Annotated in this window: 12 protein-coding genes; 3 read left to right on the top strand and 9 right to left on the bottom strand. The window is 72.2% G+C overall.

Translation table 11 applies throughout. From position 1 onward, the window contains the following. The first annotated feature begins 90 nt into the window (after window positions 1–90). On the top strand, window positions 91–1,209 hold the full coding sequence (locus tag JI742_RS13410) for an alkene reductase (RefSeq protein ID WP_201827746.1): 1,119 nt from the start codon (window positions 91–93) through the stop codon (window positions 1,207–1,209). Here JI742_RS13410 and JI742_RS13405 read toward each other — a convergent pair. The 9 genes from JI742_RS13405 to JI742_RS13365 all read right to left on the bottom strand — a co-directional run bounded on the left by JI742_RS13405 (window position 1,185) and on the right by JI742_RS13365 (window position 14,376). Beyond that, window positions 1,185–2,222 carry a glucokinase gene (locus JI742_RS13405; protein ID WP_201827743.1) on the bottom strand — a complete coding sequence of 346 codons (1,038 nt, stop codon included), beginning with the start codon at window positions 2,220–2,222 and terminating at the stop codon, window positions 1,185–1,187. The genes JI742_RS13410 and JI742_RS13405 overlap by 25 nt on opposite strands. Then, a complete protein-coding gene (gene pgi / locus JI742_RS13400) occupies window positions 2,215–3,813 on the bottom strand; it encodes a glucose-6-phosphate isomerase (protein ID WP_201827740.1) in 1,599 nt (532 codons plus the stop codon). Before pgi ends, JI742_RS13405 begins: the two co-directional genes overlap by 8 nt. 92 nt (window positions 3,814–3,905) lie before the next feature. After that, window positions 3,906–4,562 carry a bifunctional 4-hydroxy-2-oxoglutarate aldolase/2-dehydro-3-deoxy-phosphogluconate aldolase gene (eda, locus tag JI742_RS13395; protein WP_201827737.1) on the bottom strand — a complete coding sequence of 219 codons (657 nt, stop codon included), beginning with the start codon at window positions 4,560–4,562 and terminating at the stop codon, window positions 3,906–3,908. A gap of 29 nt (window positions 4,563–4,591) precedes the next feature. Next, entirely contained in the window at window positions 4,592–6,445 is a 1,854-nt protein-coding gene (gene edd, locus JI742_RS13390) for a phosphogluconate dehydratase (protein WP_201827731.1), read from the bottom strand. Window positions 6,446–6,461: 16 nt separating this feature from the next. Beyond that, window positions 6,462–7,232 (bottom strand): 6-phosphogluconolactonase, encoded by a 771-nt coding sequence (gene pgl, locus JI742_RS13385; RefSeq protein WP_236677033.1) that lies wholly within the window; start codon window positions 7,230–7,232, stop codon window positions 6,462–6,464. Window positions 7,233–7,234: 2 nt separating this feature from the next. Then, the gene (gene zwf, locus JI742_RS13380) at window positions 7,235–8,755 is read right to left on the bottom strand and encodes a glucose-6-phosphate dehydrogenase (protein ID WP_201827729.1); all 1,521 of its coding nucleotides are present in this window, start codon (window positions 8,753–8,755) and stop codon (window positions 7,235–7,237) included. Then, window positions 8,742–10,070: an MFS transporter gene (locus JI742_RS13375; RefSeq protein WP_201827718.1), complete on the bottom strand. Its 1,329-nt coding sequence runs from the start codon at window positions 10,068–10,070 to the stop codon at window positions 8,742–8,744. The genes zwf and JI742_RS13375 overlap by 14 nt, the downstream gene beginning before the upstream one ends. Window positions 10,071–10,105: 35 nt before the next feature. Continuing rightward, window positions 10,106–12,034, bottom strand: coding sequence for an alpha-amylase family glycosyl hydrolase (locus JI742_RS13370; RefSeq protein ID WP_201827715.1), 1,929 nt, complete (start codon window positions 12,032–12,034; stop codon window positions 10,106–10,108). 86 nt (window positions 12,035–12,120) lie between these two features. Then, window positions 12,121–14,376 (bottom strand): TonB-dependent receptor, encoded by a 2,256-nt coding sequence (locus JI742_RS13365; RefSeq protein WP_350309682.1) that lies wholly within the window; start codon window positions 14,374–14,376, stop codon window positions 12,121–12,123. A gap of 420 nt (window positions 14,377–14,796) precedes the next feature. Between JI742_RS13365 and JI742_RS13360 the strand changes: the two genes are divergently transcribed. Together JI742_RS13360 and JI742_RS13355 are read left to right on the top strand one after the other, a co-directional pair. Further along, the gene (locus JI742_RS13360) at window positions 14,797–15,495 is read left to right on the top strand and encodes an energy transducer TonB (protein WP_201827694.1); all 699 of its coding nucleotides are present in this window, start codon (window positions 14,797–14,799) and stop codon (window positions 15,493–15,495) included. A 74-nt stretch (window positions 15,496–15,569) separates the two neighbouring features. Next, the gene (locus tag JI742_RS13355; RefSeq protein WP_434057650.1) at window positions 15,570–16,412 is read left to right on the top strand and encodes a MotA/TolQ/ExbB proton channel family protein; all 843 of its coding nucleotides are present in this window, start codon (window positions 15,570–15,572) and stop codon (window positions 16,410–16,412) included. Window positions 16,413–16,417: the final 5 nt, after the last annotated feature.

Here is a 16,417-nt window from a genome sequence, read left to right as displayed (position 1 = left end):
CTGCAAGCCCCCGCGCGGCAAGGGCTATTCGCGGTCGACACACTGGCCGTCTCCGTGTTTACCCGGGGTCGCCCGACCCTGTCGCACCCGATGACTGTCTCCGCTTCCACCCTCTCGCCCGCCGAGGCCCTGCTCTTCCAGCCCGGCCGCCTTGGTGCCATCGAGGTTGCCAACCGTGTCGTCATGGCCCCGTTGACCCGTTGCCGCGCCGACGAGGCCGCCGGCGACGTGCCGGGCTCGCCGATGAATGTCGACTACTACCGCCAGCGCAGCGGCGCCGGCCTGATCATCAGCGAAGGCACCCAGGTCGCGCCGGCCGGCAAGGGCTACCGCGCCACGCCGGGCATCTACAGCGCGGCCCAGGTCGAGGGCTGGAAGCCGATCACCGCCGCCGTGCATGCGGCCGGCTCGAAGATCGTCGCGCAGATCTGGCATGTCGGCCGCGTCAGCCACCCCGACTTGAACGGCGGCCACACGCCGGTCGCGCCTTCGGCGATTGCCGCAGCCGGCCAGGTGCACACGCCGCGCGGCAAGCAGGAGCTGCCCCAGCCTCATGCCCTGAGCCTGGACGAGATTGCCGAGGTCGTCGCGCAGTTCCGGCGCGGCGCGGCCAACGCCCTCGCGGCCGGCTTCGATGGCGTCGAGATCCACGGCGCCAACGGCTACCTGATCGACCAGTTCCTGCGCGATGGTGCCAACCAGCGCCACGATGCCTACGGCGGCAGCATCGAGAACCGCTGCCGCTTCGCGCTGGAAGTGGTCGATGCCGTGGTGGCGGAGATCGGTGCCGGCCGGGTCGGCATCCGCCTGTCCCCGCTGACGCCGTCCAACGGCATCCACGACTCGAATCCGCAGGCCGTCTTCGGCGCGCTGATCGAGCAGCTCGATGCGCGCGGCCTGGGCTTCCTGCATCTGGTCGAAGGCGCGACCGGCGGCACGCGCGAGCTGAGCGGCTTCGACTTTGCCGGCGTCCGCCGCAGCTTCCGCGGCAGCCTGATCCTGAACAACGGCTACACCCGCGCGATGGCCTTGGACGCGGTGCAGTCCGGCCGCGCCGATGCGATCGCCTTCGGCCGCGCCTTCATCGCCAACCCCGACCTGGTCGAGCGCCTGAAGCGCGACGCGCCGCTGAATGCGCCCAACCCTGCGACCTTCTATGCCGAAGGTCGCGAGGGCTACACCGACTACCCGGCGCTCGCCGCCGCCTGAGGGTCGGCCGGCCGGACCGGCAGGTCCAGCGCCCGCGCCGCGCCGAGCAGCGCGGGCGCCGCCCCTTCGATCACCCAGGTCGGGATGGCCTGCAAGTAGCTGCGGAAGCGGCCCTTGGCCTCGAAGCGTGTGCGGAAGGACGACGCTGCAAAGCGCTCGCCCAGCCGCGGCAGGATGCCGCCGCCCAAGTAGACGCCGCCGCGCGCACCCAGCGTCAGCGCCAGGTCGCCGGCCACGCTGCCGAGGAAGCCGCAGAACAGGTCCAGGGCCTCGTTGGCGGTTGAACCCGGATGCTCGGCCGCACGCTCCAGCACCTGGGCCGGCGAGACGATCTCGATGCCGCGCTTGCCCTCCAGCGCCAGCAGGGCGTGGTACAGGTCGACCAGGCCGGGGCCGGACAGCACCCGCTCGGCCGATACATGGCCGTAGCGCGCTTGCAGCACCTGGATGACGCGGAACTCGCGCTCGTTGCCGGCCGCCAGCGTCACATGGCCGCCCTCGCCCGACAGCGGCCAGGCCGGGCCGCCACCGCCCACCGGCAGCAGGCCCGACACGCCCAGGCCGGTGCCCGGGCCGATCAGGGCGCAGGGCGCATCCGGCGCCGCCGTGCCGCCGCCCACCGCCCGCAGCGCCTGCGGCGGCAGGGCCGGCAGGGCCAGGGCCAGGGCGCTGAAGTCGTTGAGCATCAGCAGCCGGCCCAGGCCCAGGGCCGCGCGCAGGCCCTCGATGCTGAAGGCCCAGGCATGGTTGGTCATCTTCACCGCATCGCCCGTCACCGGGTTGGCGATGCCCAGGGCGGCGCAAGCCGGCGGCGGCAGGCCCTGCTGCCGCAGGTAGGCGCGGATCGCGTCCTCCAGGCGGGCATGTTCCAGGCAGGGCAGCACCTGCACCTGCACGATGTCCGCCTGCGGCCCGGCCTGCCAGCCGAAGCGGGCGTTGGTGCCGCCGATGTCGCCGAGCAGGCGCGGCCCGGTCGGCTGCGGGCCGGCGCCGGGGGCGCGGGCCTCATGCATCGGCTTGCTCCAGCGCCTGCACCATGGTCTTGCCCAGCTCCACGCCCCACTGGTCGTAGGCATGGATGCCCCAGATCGCCGCCTGGCAGAAGACCTTGTGCTCGTACAGGGCGATCAGCGCGCCCAGGGTCCAGGGGTTGAGGCGGTCCATCCAGACGATGCTGCTCGGCCGGTCGCCCGGGAAGCTGCGGTGCGGCAGCAGGCGCTGCACCGTGGCTTCGTCCAGGCCGGCGGCGCGCAGGCTGGCGGCGGTGTCGGTGGCATCGCGGCCGTAGGCCAGGGCCTCGGCCTGGGCTTGCAGGTTCAGGCGCACAACCCGGTCGTGCTCGGCCGCCAGCGGCAGGGCGGCGCCGCTGGCGCGCGTGCCAATGAAGTCCACCGGGATGCGGTGGCGGCCCTGGTGCACGAGCTGGAAGTAGGCATGCTGGCCGTCGATGCCCAGGCCGCCCCAGACGATGGGGCCGGTGTCGACCGCGGCCGGCGCGCCATCGACCTGCACCGACTTGCCGTTGGACTCCATGTCCATCTGCTGCACGAAGGGCACGAAGCGCCCGAGCAGGCTGGCATAGGGCACGATGAGCTGGGTCGGGCAGTGCAGGAAGTTGCGGTTCCACACGCCGAACAGCGCCATCAGCAGCGGCAGGTTGCGGGCCGGCGGCGCGTCGAGGAAGTGCGCATCCATCGCCCGCCCGCCGGCCAGCAGTGCGCGGAAGGCCTCGGCGCCCAGGGCCAGCGCCACCGGCAGGCCGATGGCCGACCAGACCGAGTAGCGGCCGCCCACCCAGTCCCAGATGCGCAGGGTGCGCGCCGGCGCATGGCCCTGCGCCTGTGCGCGCTCCGGGTAGGCGGTGACGGCCAGCAGATGCGCATCGAGCCGCTCCGCCGGGCAGCCGCCGTCGCGCAGCCAGCGCCGGGCCGAGGCGGCGAGGGTCAGCGTCTCCTGCGTGGTGAAGGTCTTGCTCTGGATGATGAAGGCGGTGCGGGCCGGGTCCAGGCCCTCCAGCGCGCCCTGCAGCGCCCAGGCGTCGGGGTTGGAGACGAAGTGCAGGCGCAGCGGCCGGGCCTCGGCCGGCAGCATGGGCAGCAGGGCCTCGCAGACCATGCGCGGGCCCAGGTCCGAGCCGCCGATGCCCAGGTTCACCACGTCGGTGAAGCGCTGGCCGTCATGGCCCCGCCAGGCGCCGCGGCGCAGGGCCTCGGCCGCGGCCAACATGCGCTGCAACTCGGCTTCGACCGCCTCGGCGCAGGCCCGGCCCCAGGGCGGGTCGGCCTCGTCCGGGTCGCCCCGCAAGGCCAGGTGCAGCACCGCCCGGCCCTCGGTGGCATTGACGGGCTCGCCGGCCGCCATCGCGCGGGCCTGGGCCTGCACGCCGCTGGCCTCGGCCAGGGCGAGCAGGGCGTCGAGTTCGGGCCGGTCCAGGGCCTGGCGGCTGTAGTCCAGCTTCAGGCCGGCGGCCTCGGCCTGGAAGGCGGCGGCGCGGCCGGGCTGTTGCAAGCGCTCGCGCAGATGCGGCTGGGGCTGGGCGGCCAGGCGGGCCAGGGCTTGCCAGGCCGGGCGCTGCGGCGCCGGCACGAAGGGCGGGAGGGGCATGGCGTGTGGAGCGGGTCGAGGGGTGGGGACGGCTTGAAGGGCCGCCGTCGGCGCGGGGCTTGGGGCGCAGCGGGCGGGCCGGCGGCGCCGGCTCAGGCGCGGGCGGCCTCTGCGGCGGCGGTCGCGGCGCGGGCCAGTTGGCGGATGCCGTCCCAGTCGCCCGCGGCCAGGCGGGCCGGCGGTGTCAGCCAGGAGCCACCGACCAGGGCGACGTTCGGCAGCTTCAGGTAGGCGGCCAGGCTTTCGGGCGTGACGCCGCCGGTGGGGCAGAAGCGCATGTCGCCCAGTGGCCCGGCCAGGGCCTTGAGCATGGCCAGGCCGCCGGCCTGTTCGGCCGGAAAGAGCTTGAGCAGGCGGAAGCCCAGCTCGCGGGCGCGCATCACCTCGCCGGGCGTCATCACGCCGGGGATGAAGGGCAGGCCGGCGGCGAAGGCGGCATCGGCCAGGCGCTCGGTCAGGCCGGGCGAGAGCGCGAAGCGCGCGCCGGCATCGCGCACCTGCATCAGCTCGGCGGGCCGGGTGACGGTGCCGGCGCCGACCTGCATGGCCGGCACCGCGCGGGCCACGGCCTCGATGGCGGCCAGGCCGGCCGCGCTGCGCAAGGTGATTTCCATCACGTCGATGCCGCCGTCCAGCAGGGCCTGGGCCAGCGGCACGGCCTGCTCGATCTGTTCGATCACGATTACCGGCACGACCCGCGAGCGGAAGGCGGGCAGGCTCAGCGTGGGATGGTGGGGGCTGGGGGACATGGCGGGTCTCGGGTGGGGTGGGGCCGGGCTCAGGGCTGGCCGAGGCCGAAGGGCGAAGCACCGGCCTCGGCCGCGCTGGCGTGGTCGCGGAAGAGCTGGAAGATCTGCCGGCCGTGGTTGAGCAGGCCCTCGCGCGGCATGGGCGGCGCCGGTGTGCGGGCGGCCAGCAGGGCCGGCTCGACCTCCAGTTGCAGCAGGCCGCGCTCGCAATCCAGCGTGATCCAGTCGCCGTCCTCGATGCGCGCGATCGGCCCGCCGTCGAGCGCCTCCGGGCTCAGGTGGATGGCCGCCGGCACCTTGCCCGAGGCGCCGGACATGCGGCCGTCGGTCACCAGCGCGACGCGCTGGCCGCGGTCTTGCAGCAGGCCGAGCACGGGGGTCAGCTTGTGCAGCTCGGGCATGCCGTTCGCGCGCGGGCCCTGCTCGCGCACCACGGCGACCAGGTCGCCCGTCAGCTCGCCCGCGCGGAAGGCCTGTTCGAGCTGCTTCTGGTCGCTGAAGACGCGGGCCGGCGCGCGCACCACGCGGTGCTCGGGCCGCACCGCCGAGACCTTGACCACCGCCCGGCCCAGGTTGCCCTGCAGCAGGCGCAGGCCGCCGTCGGGGCTGAAGGGCTGGGTGGCAGGGCGCAGCACGTCCAGGTCGCCGCTGGCGGCCGGCGCATCGCGCCAGGCCAGTTGGCCGCCATCGAGCCAGGGCTCGCGGGTGTAGGCGCGCAGGCCGCGGCCGAGGATGGTGTCGACGTCCTCGTGCAGCAGGCCGGCGTCGAGCAGCTCGCGGATCAGGAAGCCCATGCCGCCGGCGGCATGGAAGTGGTTCACATCGGCCTGGCCGTTGGGGTAGACGCGGGCCAGCAGCGGCACGGCGGCCGACAGGGCGGCGAAGTCGTCCCAGTCCAGCACCAGGCCGGCGGCCCGGGCCATGGCGACCAGGTGCAGGGTGTGGTTGGTCGATCCGCCGGTCGCCAGCAGGCCGACCAGGCCGTTGACCAGCACCCGCGCATCGATCTGATGGCCCAGGCCGCGCCGCGCCGGGCCGGGCTGGGCCAGGGCGACGGCGTGCTGCACGGCGGCCTCGGTCAGGGCCTCGCGCAGCGGCGTGCCCGGGTTGACGAAGGAGGCGCCCGGCAGGTGCAGGCCCATGATCTCCATCAGCATCTGGTTGGAGTTGGCCGTGCCGTAGAAGGTGCAGGTGCCGGGCCCGTGGTAGGCCGCCTGCTCGGAGGCCAGCAGGGCCTCGCGGCCGACCTTGCCCTGCGCATACTCCTGGCGCACCTTGGCCTTGGCCTCGTTCGACAGGCCGCTGGTCATCGGCCCGGCGGGCACGAAGACCGTCGGCAGCTCGCCGAACTGCAAGGCGCCGATGAAGAGGCCGGGCACGATCTTGTCGCAGACGCCCAGGCACAGCGCCGCATCGAAGACCTGGTGCGAGAGCGCGACCGCGGTGGCCAGCGCGATCACATCGCGCGAGAACAGCGACAGCTCCATGCCGTCCTCGCCCTGGGTGATGCCGTCGCACATGGCCGGCACGCCGCCGGCCACCTGGGCGGTCGCGCCGGCTGCGCGGGCGGCGGCGCGCAGGCGCTCGGGGTAGCGCTCGTAGGGCTGGTGGGCCGAGAGCATGTCGTTGTAGGCGCTGACGATGCCGAGGTTGGGCACACGCTCGGCATTCAGGCGCAGCTTGTCGTCCTGCGGCATCGCGGCCCAGGCATGGGCGGCATTCGCGCAGCCCAGGCCGGCGCGCTGGGCGCCGGGGCGGCGCGCGCTGTCGATCATCGCCAGGTAGGCCGCGCGGCTGGTGGCGCTGCGGGCCTCGATGCGCGCGGTCACGGCCGCCAGCGTCGGGTGCAGGGCGGGACGGAGCGCGGGGGCGGGGGTGCTCATGCGGAGCCTCCGGAAGTCAGTGGGGCAGCCACAGCGTGAGCGGCACGGCCGTCTGCTGCAAGAGGTGGGCGATGGGCCAGGCCGGCGATGCGGGCCGCGCCGGATCGGCCACCACGCGGGCCAGGGTGGCGAGCTTGTCGGCGCCCTGCAGCGGCAGCAACAGGGCGCGGGCGCGCAGCAGATGCGCCAGGGTCCAGCTCAGGCGCGGATGGGCGGGCTGCGGCGGCGGATCGGGCAGGCGCATGGCCAGCACCCGGGCCGGCTGCTGCGGGTCCAGGCCGGCGGCCAGGTCGGGCGAGCCGGGGAAGAGCGAGGCGGTGTGCGCATCCGCGCCCATGCCCAGCAGCACCAGGTCGGCGGGCGGCAGCGCAGCGATGCGCGCATCGGCTGCCGCGGCGGCATCGGCCAGCGGCGGCAGCGGGCCGGGGGCGATCAGGGGCACGAAACGCGCGGCGGCGGCCGGGCCTTGCAGCAGGTGCGCGCGCACCAGGCGGTCGTTGCGGTCGGGGTGGCCGTCGGCCACCCAGCGCTCGTCGACCAGGGTCACGGTGATCTGCGCCCAGGGCAGGGCCTGGGTGCGCAGGGCCTCGAACAGCGCGACCGGCGAGCGCCCGCCCGAGACCGCGAGCGTGGCTGCGCCGCCTTCGGTCACGGCCGCGCGCAGCGTGTCGGCCACGGTCTCGACGAGGTCCTTCAGCGCCTCCTCGCCCGGCGGCTGCCGCAGCCGCAGATGCGGCCAGCGCGCCTGCAGGGCGGGCGCGAGCTGAGCCAGCATGGCGGCGTCCATGCTCAGGATTCCTCGAACCAGGCCAGGTCCTCGCGCGCCATGAGCGCCGAGCTGGCGGCCGGGCCCCAGGTGCCGGCGCGGTAGTCGCGCGGCCGTTCGCCGAGCAGCTTCCATCCGTCGAGGATGGGCTCGACCCAGGTCCAGGCCGCCTCCAGCTCGTCGCGGCGCATGAAGTGGGTCAGGCGGCCCTTGATCACGTCCATCAGCAGGCGTTCGTAGGCCTCGGCGCGGCGCTTGTCGGAGGCGGACTGCAAGTCCAGCTCCAGCTTCACCGGCCGCGGCACCATGCCCGAGCCGGGCTCCTTGACCATCATCTCCAGCTGGATCGATTCCTCCGGCTGCAGGCTGATGATCAGCCGGTTGGGCCGCCCGCCGGACTGGTTGGGGAAGATCGAGAAGGGCTGGCCCGTGAAGTCCACGATGATCTCGGAGCGCCGCGTCTGCATGCGCTTGCCGGTGCGCAGGAAGAAGGGCACATGCGCCCAGCGCGCATTGTTGATGTGGGCCTTGAGCGCGACGAAGGTCTCGGTGCGGCTGTCCGGCGGCACGTTCTCCTCCTCGCGGTAGCCGCGCATCGAGGGGCCTTCGCCCAGGCTGGCGGTGTACTGGCCGCGCACGGTGTCGCGCCGCACATCGGCCAGCTCCATGCGGCGCAGCGAGCGCAGCACGCGCAGCTTCTCGTCGCGCACATCGTCGGGGTTCAGCGAGATCGGCGGCTCCATCGCCACGATGCACAGCAGTTGCAGCAGGTGGTTCTGCACCATGTCGCGCAGGGCGCCGGCGCCGTCGTAGAAGCCGGCCCGGCTGCCGACGCCGACCGATTCGGCCACCGTGATCTGCACGCTGCGGATGTAGGGCGCGCGCCAGAGCGGCTCGAAGATGGCATTGCCGAAGCGCAGCACCATCAGGTTCTGCACCGTCTCCTTGCCCAGGTAATGGTCGATCCGGTAGACCTGTTCCTCGCGGAAGTGCCGGCCGATGTCGGCATTGATCGCGCGGGCCGAGGCCAGGTCGGTGCCCAGCGGCTTTTCCAGCACGACGCGCGAGCGCGCGTCGATCAGGCCGGCGGCATCCAGGTGGGCGCCGATTTGCGAAAACAGGCTGGGCGCGGTGGCCAGGTAGAACACCCGCTGCGGCACGCGGTCGGCGGGCTCGCGCAGCACGGCGTAGTCCGCCGCCTGGGTCGCGTCCACGCAGCGGTAGTCGAGGATGCCGAGGAAGCGCTGCCAGACCGGTGCGCTGAAGGCGCCCGGCGCGATGAAGGCCGGCGAATGGCTGTCGATGAAGGCCAGGTAGTCGGCCCGGCTCCAGCCCTGGCGGCCCAGGCCGAGGATGCGCGTGCCGGGCTCCAGCCGCTCATGCAGGAAGGCCATGTAGAGCGCGGGCAGCAGCTTGCGGAAGGCCAGGTCGCCGCTGCCGCCGAAGATGACGATGTCGAGCGTGCCCGGTCCGGGCTCGGGGCCGGCGATGGCGGCCGCCAGCGCGGCCGAGGGCGATGCGGCGGGGGCCTCAGACGGATGCATGGCGGCTTTCCTGGGAACGGGGGGCATGCAGGCGCAGCGCGCAGCCGGCCGCAAGGATCAGCAGCACGCCGGCCAGCCGGATCACCTGGCGCGGGTCGCTGTCGAGCAGGCTCTCGTAGTAAAGCGGCAGCGTCAGCACCTGCACGATCATCGGCAGCACGATGAAGGTGTTGAACAGGCCCATGTAGACGCCGATGCGCTCCTTGGGGATGCTGTCGGCCAGCATGATGTAGGGATTGCCCATGATGCTCGCCCAGGCCAGGCCGATGCCGACCATCGGCAGGAAGAGCAGGGCCTTGCTCTGGATGCCGGGCAGGGCCAGCATGCCCAGGCCGGCCAGCACCAGGCAGACGGCATGCACGCGCGCCGGGCCGTGGCGGCGGCTGAAGGGGATGAGCGCGAAGGCCGCGAGAAAGGCGACGAAGTTGTAGAAGCCGCCGATCTGGCCGTTGAGCAGGCCGGCTTCGCGGAAGCCGCTGCTGCCGGCTTCGCTGCTGCCGAACATCGACAGGGCCAGCGAGGGCACGATGTAGATCCAGTAGCAAAGCATGCCGTACCACTGGAAGAACTTCATCCACCACAGGCGGCGCATGGCCTGCGGCATCTCGCGCACCGCCGCGAAGATCTCGCCGAAGGTGGCCTTGAGCCCGCGCGGCAGCGCGCGCAGCGCGGCGCGTTCCGCTTCGCTCATCGGCAGCTCGGGCGTGCTGCGCACCGACCACAGCACGCTGGCGATGGACACGAAGGAACCGATCATGAAGGCCGTCACCGTGGCATGCGGAATGCCGCTGTCCAGCGTCGCATCGCGGTCCAGGCCCCACCAGACGAGCAGGCTGGGGGTGAGGTAGGCGAGGGTCTGGGCCAGGCCGGTGAAGGCGCTCTGGATCAGGAAGCCCGAGGGCTGCTGCGCGCGTTCCAGCCGGTCGCTGACGTAGGCGCGGTAGGGCTCCATCGTCACGTTGTTGGCCGCATCCAGGATCCACAGCAGGCCGGCCGCGAACCACAGCGTCGGGCTGAAGGGCATGACCAGCAGGCCCAGGCTGCACACCAGGGCGCCGATCAGGAAGTAGGGCGTGCGCCGGCCCCAGCGGCTGTCGGTGCGGTCGCTCATCGCGCCGACGATGGGCTGCACCAGCAGGCCGGTGACCGGCCCGGCCAGCCACAGCAGCGGCAGCTTGGCCTCCTCGGCGCCGAGGAACTGGTAGATCGGGCTCATATTGGCTTGCTGCAGCCCGAAGCTGTACTGGATTCCGAAGAATCCGAAGTTCATGCTGAGCAGCTGCCACAGGTTGAGCAGCGGTTTCCGGCGGGTCATGGACAGGGTCCTGCGTGCGCGGTGAAGGGTGGGGCTCAGGCCGCGGGCTGCAGCCACAGGGCCGCATGGCCCGGCAGCGTCAGCGGCTGCCGCGTGTCGACCGCGAGCATGCGCCCATCGGCGCCCGGGGTGTGCAGCGGTCCGGCCGCCAGCGTGCGCAGGTCGGCCGCGCAGGCGGTGGCGCCGAAGTTGAAGAGGCCGATCACGCCGTCGCGCTCCAGGGCCAGCAGGCCGGGCGCCTCGCTGGGCAGCAGGCGCAGCCGCACCGGGCTGCCCTGCGGCAGCATCGCCAGCCGCTCGCGCTGCAAGCGGCGGAGCATGGCGAAGCAGCGGCCGGCCAGGTGGTCGGGGTCGTGGCGCTGCGCGGCGGCGGCTTCATCGAAGGCCGGGCGGTGCAGCTCGCGGCCGTCGGGGCCCTGGCGGGCGAGCAGCTCGGCCTCGCCGACATTGTCCTGGCCCAGTTCCTCGCCCATGTAGATCAGCGGCAGGCCGCCGACGAAGAAGCTCAGGGCATGCAGCAGCGCCATGCGGGCCAGGGCGGGGCCCGGGTCGCTGCCGTCTTGCGGCAGGCCGGCCAGGGCCAGGGTCATCCCGTTGGTGCCGTGCACGGCGTGTTCGTCGGCGGCCTGGAAGGCGCGGCCGCGCGGTCGCGGGTCGGTCCCGCGGCCGGCGTAGTGGCGCGAGGCGCGTGCCAGGCGCGCGACCGGCTCGCTGCCGAGCGCGCTCAGCTCGGGTCGCAGCACATTCCAGCCGATGTCGTCATGGCAGCGCACATAGCTGAGCCACAGGCAGCCTTCGGGCAGGTCGGGCGTGTGGCGCAGCACCTCGCGCACCGCGCCGGCATCGCCCTCGGCCAGGGCCAGCCAGGACGCGGCCATCAGGCTGGCGTGGTAGGCAAGCTGGCATTCCGGCCCGGGCTGCGGGCCCAGGCCGAAGTAGGGCGGCAGCTCGCCGGTCGGCATGATGGCCTCGGCCTTGAGCACCACGCCGGGCGCGGCCAGCTCGCACAGCGCGCGCAGGGCTTGCAGGATGAGGTGGATCTCGGGCTGGTTCAGGCAGTTGCTGCCCTCGCGCTTCCAGAGGTAGCCGGTGGAGTCGAGCCGGAAGGCTTCGACGCCCTGGTTGGCCAGCTTGAGCAGGGCCTCTGCGATGTCGGCGAAGACCGCCGGGTTCGCGTAGTTCAGGTCCCACTGGTAGGGATAGAAGGTCGTCCAGACCCAGGCCTGGCGCGCCTCCACCCAAGTGAAGTTGCCGGGCGCGGTGCCGGGGAAGACCTGGCCGAGGTGGCGCTCCTGCGCGGCCACGGCCTCGGCGCTGGGGCGCCAGTGGAAGTAGTCGAGGTAGGCCGGGTCGCCGGCCAGGGCGGCCTGGGCCCAGGGATGTTCGCGCGAGACGTGGTTGAGCACGAAGTCGCTGCACAGGCTGATGCCCGCGCCGCGCAGGGTGCGGCACAGCGCCCGCAGGTCGGCCATCGTGCCGAGCGCGGGCTCGACGGTGTCGAAGCTCGCCACGGCGAAGCCGCCGTCATTGGGCGGCGTGCCGGCCTTGAGGAAGGGCAGCAGGTGCAGGTAGCGGATGCCCAGCTCTTGCAGATAGGGCACGCGCTGCGCGACGCCGGCCAGCGTGCCGGCGAACTTGTCGACATAGCTGCAGTAGCCGAGCAGGCCGGCATGCAGCCAGTCGGGGCGCTGCTCGCGCGCCAGGTCGAGCTGCCAGAGCGCGTCCTCGCGATCGGCCGCGCAGGCCAGGGTCTGGCGCAGCACGCGGTCAAGGAAGGCCTCGAAGCCGGGCTGCCGGCCGTAGAGGCGTTGCAGCCGGTCCTGCAGCCGGGGCAGATGGGCCTGCAGGCGTCGCCGCAGCACGGCGGCCCGCTCGGGGGGCAGCGCCGCAAGGCCCTCTTCGACCCCGGCCGGCCAGCAGGGGTCGACCGGGATCGGGGGGGCCGTGGCGCCGTCGAAACTCATGCGATCTCTCTTCACGGTGGGCTGGATCGTGGGCCGGGGCCGCCGCGGGGCCGGCTAGTGACCGGCCCCGCGGCGGACGGACCCGCTCAGAAGTTGTGACGCAGCGAGAGGCTGACGGTGCGACCGTTGATCGAGCGCGCGGCGGCCCGGTCGGTGTTCGATTCCGTGTAGCCGATCTTGTCGAACAGGTTGTTGGCCGACAGGCTCACCGTGGTCGACGCGCTCAGCTCGTAGCGGGCGAAGGCGTTGACATAGGTGTAGGCCGGCAGCTCGGTCTCCAGCCCGGTGGTCTGGGCGTCGAGCGACTTGGTCGTGCCGACGATCGACGCGCCGACCATGAAGGGCCCGGCCTGGTAGCTGGGCGCGAGCTGGAAGATCACCTTGGCCTGGCGGTTCGGTGCCTTGCCGACATAGGCCGGGTTGTTGCTTTCCTCGACCTCGGCATCGGTGTAGGTGATGCTGCCGTTGAGGCGGAAGTTGCCGATGCGCCAGCCGCTTTCCACTTCCACGCCCTTGGCATCGAACTTGTTGGCCGAGGACACGCCGGTGGTCAGGTCGAAGTTGCTTTCGTCCGTCTTGGCCTGGAACAGGGTGATGAAGGTGCTGAAGTTGCCCTGGCGGTACTTCACGCCGCCTTCGAGCTGCTTGACGCGGTTGGGCTCGACGTCGATGCCCTTGAAGCAACTGTTGCCGCAGACGGCGATGGCCGCGCCCGAGGGGAAGAGGATGCGGTCGCTCTGCAGCGCGCCGCCGCGGCTGTAGCGGCCGAACAGGGCCAGGTCCTTGCTGAGCCGGTAGTTCACGCCCAGCGAGAAGGAGTTCAGCGTCGAGCGGTAGTCCACGCCCTGCGAGCCCGGCGTGCCCGCGCCGTTGTCCTCGAAGCTGCCGGTCACGCGCTGGCGGTCCTTGCGCACGCTGGCGTCCAGGTTCCAGGGGCCGGTCTCGAAGCCGACCGCCAGGTAGGGCGCGACCGATTCGTAGCTCAGGTTCAGGTCGCGCTTGTAGAAGCTGGCGTAGGGGCCGTAGGTGGTGTTGCCATCGACCGGCAGGCTGGATTCGAAGCCGCCGATCTCCCAGTCGAGGTCGAGCTTCTGGCTGGCCAGAAAGAGGCCGGCGGTGGCGGTCAGGGTCTGGTCGCCGGCGAACTTGAAGGCGCGGCTGGCCTTCAGGTCGTTGACGGCCAGGCTGGCGTCGTTGAAGCGCGCGCCGAGGTAGAGCGCGTCATAGGCCGTCGGGGCGTTGTTGGCCGGGTTGTTGCCGGCTGCGCCGTAGCTGTTGGGCAGGATGCCGTTGAACTCGCCGCTGTTGCGCGACAGGCGGAACTTGTCGTTGAGGGTCCAGCCGCCGCCGAGGTTGAGGTTGACCTCGCCGCCCAGGGCCAGGCTCTTGGAGCGCAGGCCGTCGTTGATGTCGGCCGCGCGGCCGCCGTGCAGGCCGTAGTTGCCGATCTTGGGCAGCTTGCGGTCGTAGGGCGAGAACTCGCGCGGGTCGACGCCGCGGATCTCCTGGATCTGGCCGTTGACGATGCGCACCGGCACCGGCAGGTTGGTCGGCGTCTGGTCGTCGAGGAACTTCAGGAAGAGCTTGGCGCTGTTGCCGCCGCCGAAGTCCTTGCTGAGCGCCATGCGCACCTGGCCGCCCTTTTCCAGCTTGGCGCCCTGGGTTTCGCGCAGGCCCTCGCCATTGCGCAGGAAGCCGCTGATCTGGAAGCCGGTGGTGTCCGACAGGCGGGTGGCGTAGGCGAAGTCCACGCGGCGGCTGCTGCCGCCGCCGAGGTTGGTCGTCAGGCCGATGGAGCCGCCTTCTTCCTCGCCGGTCTTGCTCAGGAAGTTGATGACGCCGCCGGCGGCATTGGTGGCCAGGGTCGAGGCCGAGCCGCCGCGCACCACTTCCAGGCCGTCGGTGCCGTAGTCGGCACGGATCAGCATGTCGGGCGTGATGAAGTTGAAGTCACCGAACAGCAGCACCGGCAGGCCGTCTTCCTGGAACTGCACGTAGCGCGAGCCGCCGGCCGAGATCGGCACGCCGCGCACGGTGACGTTGGCATTGCCTTCGCCCGAGCTGGCTTCGGCCCGCACGCCGGGGATGGACCGCAGGATTTCGGCGGTGCTGGTCGCGCCCGAGTCCTGGATCTGGTCGCTGCTCATCGAGCTGACCGAGAGCGACTGGCGCATCTTCGGCCGCGCTTCGGGCGTGGCGGTCACCACGACCTCGTCGAGGTTCAGCGTGCCGCTGGGCGGCTGCGGGGGCGCGTCCTGCGCCAGGGCACCGAGCTGGACCAGGGCCAGCAGCGCGGCGAGCGGGATGCTCTTCGGCACGAAATGAGGGTTTGGCTTCTTCACGTTTGTCTCCGGTTTCGCTGGGGAAAGGGCCGGTCGACTCTTGCGGCGACGGCTCGACCGCATGGCGCCCAGACAGGGCCGTGGCGATGGCGGTCCGAGTATGTTGAATCGAACTGCAAACGTTTGCAATTGCCGCGAGCCCTGGCGTCGCGTGAAGACCGGCCCGCAACGGCTCGATCAGGCGCTTTCTTCATTCGGGCGCCCCTCGACGCTTAGGGACTTTCCCTGAATGTAGCCAAAAGCACAAAAAGCTCGGTTTTCGGGGGGTGGGTGTCGGCTTGGGGCTTGACGCGGTTGGCAGCCTGCAAGCGATTTCAACGAAGGGTAAGTACGGATGCATGCCTCGCAAGCCGGTCCCTAGCATTGCAAACGTTTGCAATTCGATGGCGACCTTTCGCCTCGCCGAGGAGCTTCAGTCCCATGTCCGACTACGCCAGCCGCCAGCGCAACCCGCGAAAACACCTCGTGGGCTTGACCGTGGTGGTCCTGCTGCATCTCTTGCTCGCCTGGGCGGTGAGTGCGGGCCTGTCCACGAACATCGTCAAGATCGTGCGCGGCCCGGTCGAGGCCCTGCTGGTCGAGGAGAAGACGCCGGAGCTGCCGCCGCCGCCCCCGCCTCCCCCGCCGCCGCCCGATGCGCCGCCGCCCCCGCCGGCCGTGGCGCCGCCGCCGGTCTTCGTGCCGCAGCCCGAGGTGGCGCCGCCGCCGACCCCGGCCGCCAACACGATCGCCGCCGTCACCAACACCCCGCCGCCCGAAGACGCGCCCCCGCCCGCTCCGCCGGCCCCGCCTGCGCCGCCCGCCCCCCCGGCGCCGCCGGCCCCGCCGCCGCCCGATGTGCGCGTCGCGCCGGTCATCAATGCCGCGCAGAACTGCGAGAAGCCGCCCTACCCGGCCGCCTCCCGCCGCGCCGAGGAGGAGGGCACCGTCCAGTTGCGCTTCCTGGTCGGCGTCGACGGCAAGGTCCTCGATTCGCAGGTCGAGCAGACCTCGGGCCACAAGCGGCTTGACGAAGCCGCCCGCGCCGCGCTGTCGCGCTGCCAGTTCAAGCCCGGCCTGCTCAACGGCCAGCCCGAACAGGCCTGGGCCAGCATGAAGTACACGTGGCGCCTGGAATGAGCCCGGCCCACCCCGCCCCCGCACCCCGTCCCCCCGCCTGCCCCCACGGCGCATTCCCCCGAGGAGCACTCGACATGAAGAACGCATTGATCACTCTGGCCTCGCAGGCCTGCCTGGCCCTCGGCCTGATGTTCGGCACGCCGGCGATGGCCGCCGACCCCGTCGCCCCGGCGGCTGCCGCCAGCGTCAGCGCCGCCGCCCCCGCCGAGGCCGCTGCGCCCGTGGCCGCACCGGCCGCGCCGGCGGCCGATGCCCACGGCGGCGACAACCCCTACGGCATCAAGGCCCTGTGGGCGCAGTCCGACGTGGTCGCCAAGACCACCCTGCTGATCCTGGTGGTGATGAGCATCGGCAGCTGGTACGTGATCGTCACCAAGCTGATCGAGCAGGGCCGCGTCGGCAGCCATGCCCGCAAGGTGCAGGAAGGCTTCTGGAACTCGGCCTCGATCCGCGAAGGCACCGAGAAGCTTGACACCGCCAGCCCCTTCCGCTTCATCGCCGAGAAGGGCCTGGAGGGCGCGAGCAAGCATGAGGGCCTGCTCGGCGCGGTGGACTTCAACACCTGGGTGACGATGAGCATCCAGCGCGCCATCGGCCATGTGCAGAGCCGCCTGCAGGACGGCCTGGCCGTGCTGGCCACCGTCGGTTCCACCGCGCCCTTCGTCGGCCTGTTCGGCACCGTCTGGGGCATCTACAACGCACTGGTGAAGATCGGCCTGTCGGGCCAGGCCTCGATCGACAAGGTCGCCGGCCCGGTGGGCGAGTCGCTGATCATGACCGCCATCGGCCTGGCCGTGGCCGTGCCCGCGGTGCTGGGCTACAACTGGCTGGTCCGCCGCAACAAGACGGCCATGGAAGACGTGCACGCCTTCGGCAGCGACCTGCACTCGGTCCTGCTGGCCTCGGCCAAGAAGTGATCGCC

Source organism: Piscinibacter lacus, from assembly GCF_016735685.1.
GTDB classification, from domain to species: Bacteria; Pseudomonadota; Gammaproteobacteria; order Burkholderiales; family Burkholderiaceae_C; genus Aquariibacter; species Aquariibacter lacus.
The sequence above is the reverse complement of the archived record's forward strand: the minus strand, read 5'-3'. Positions and strand labels throughout refer to the sequence as shown.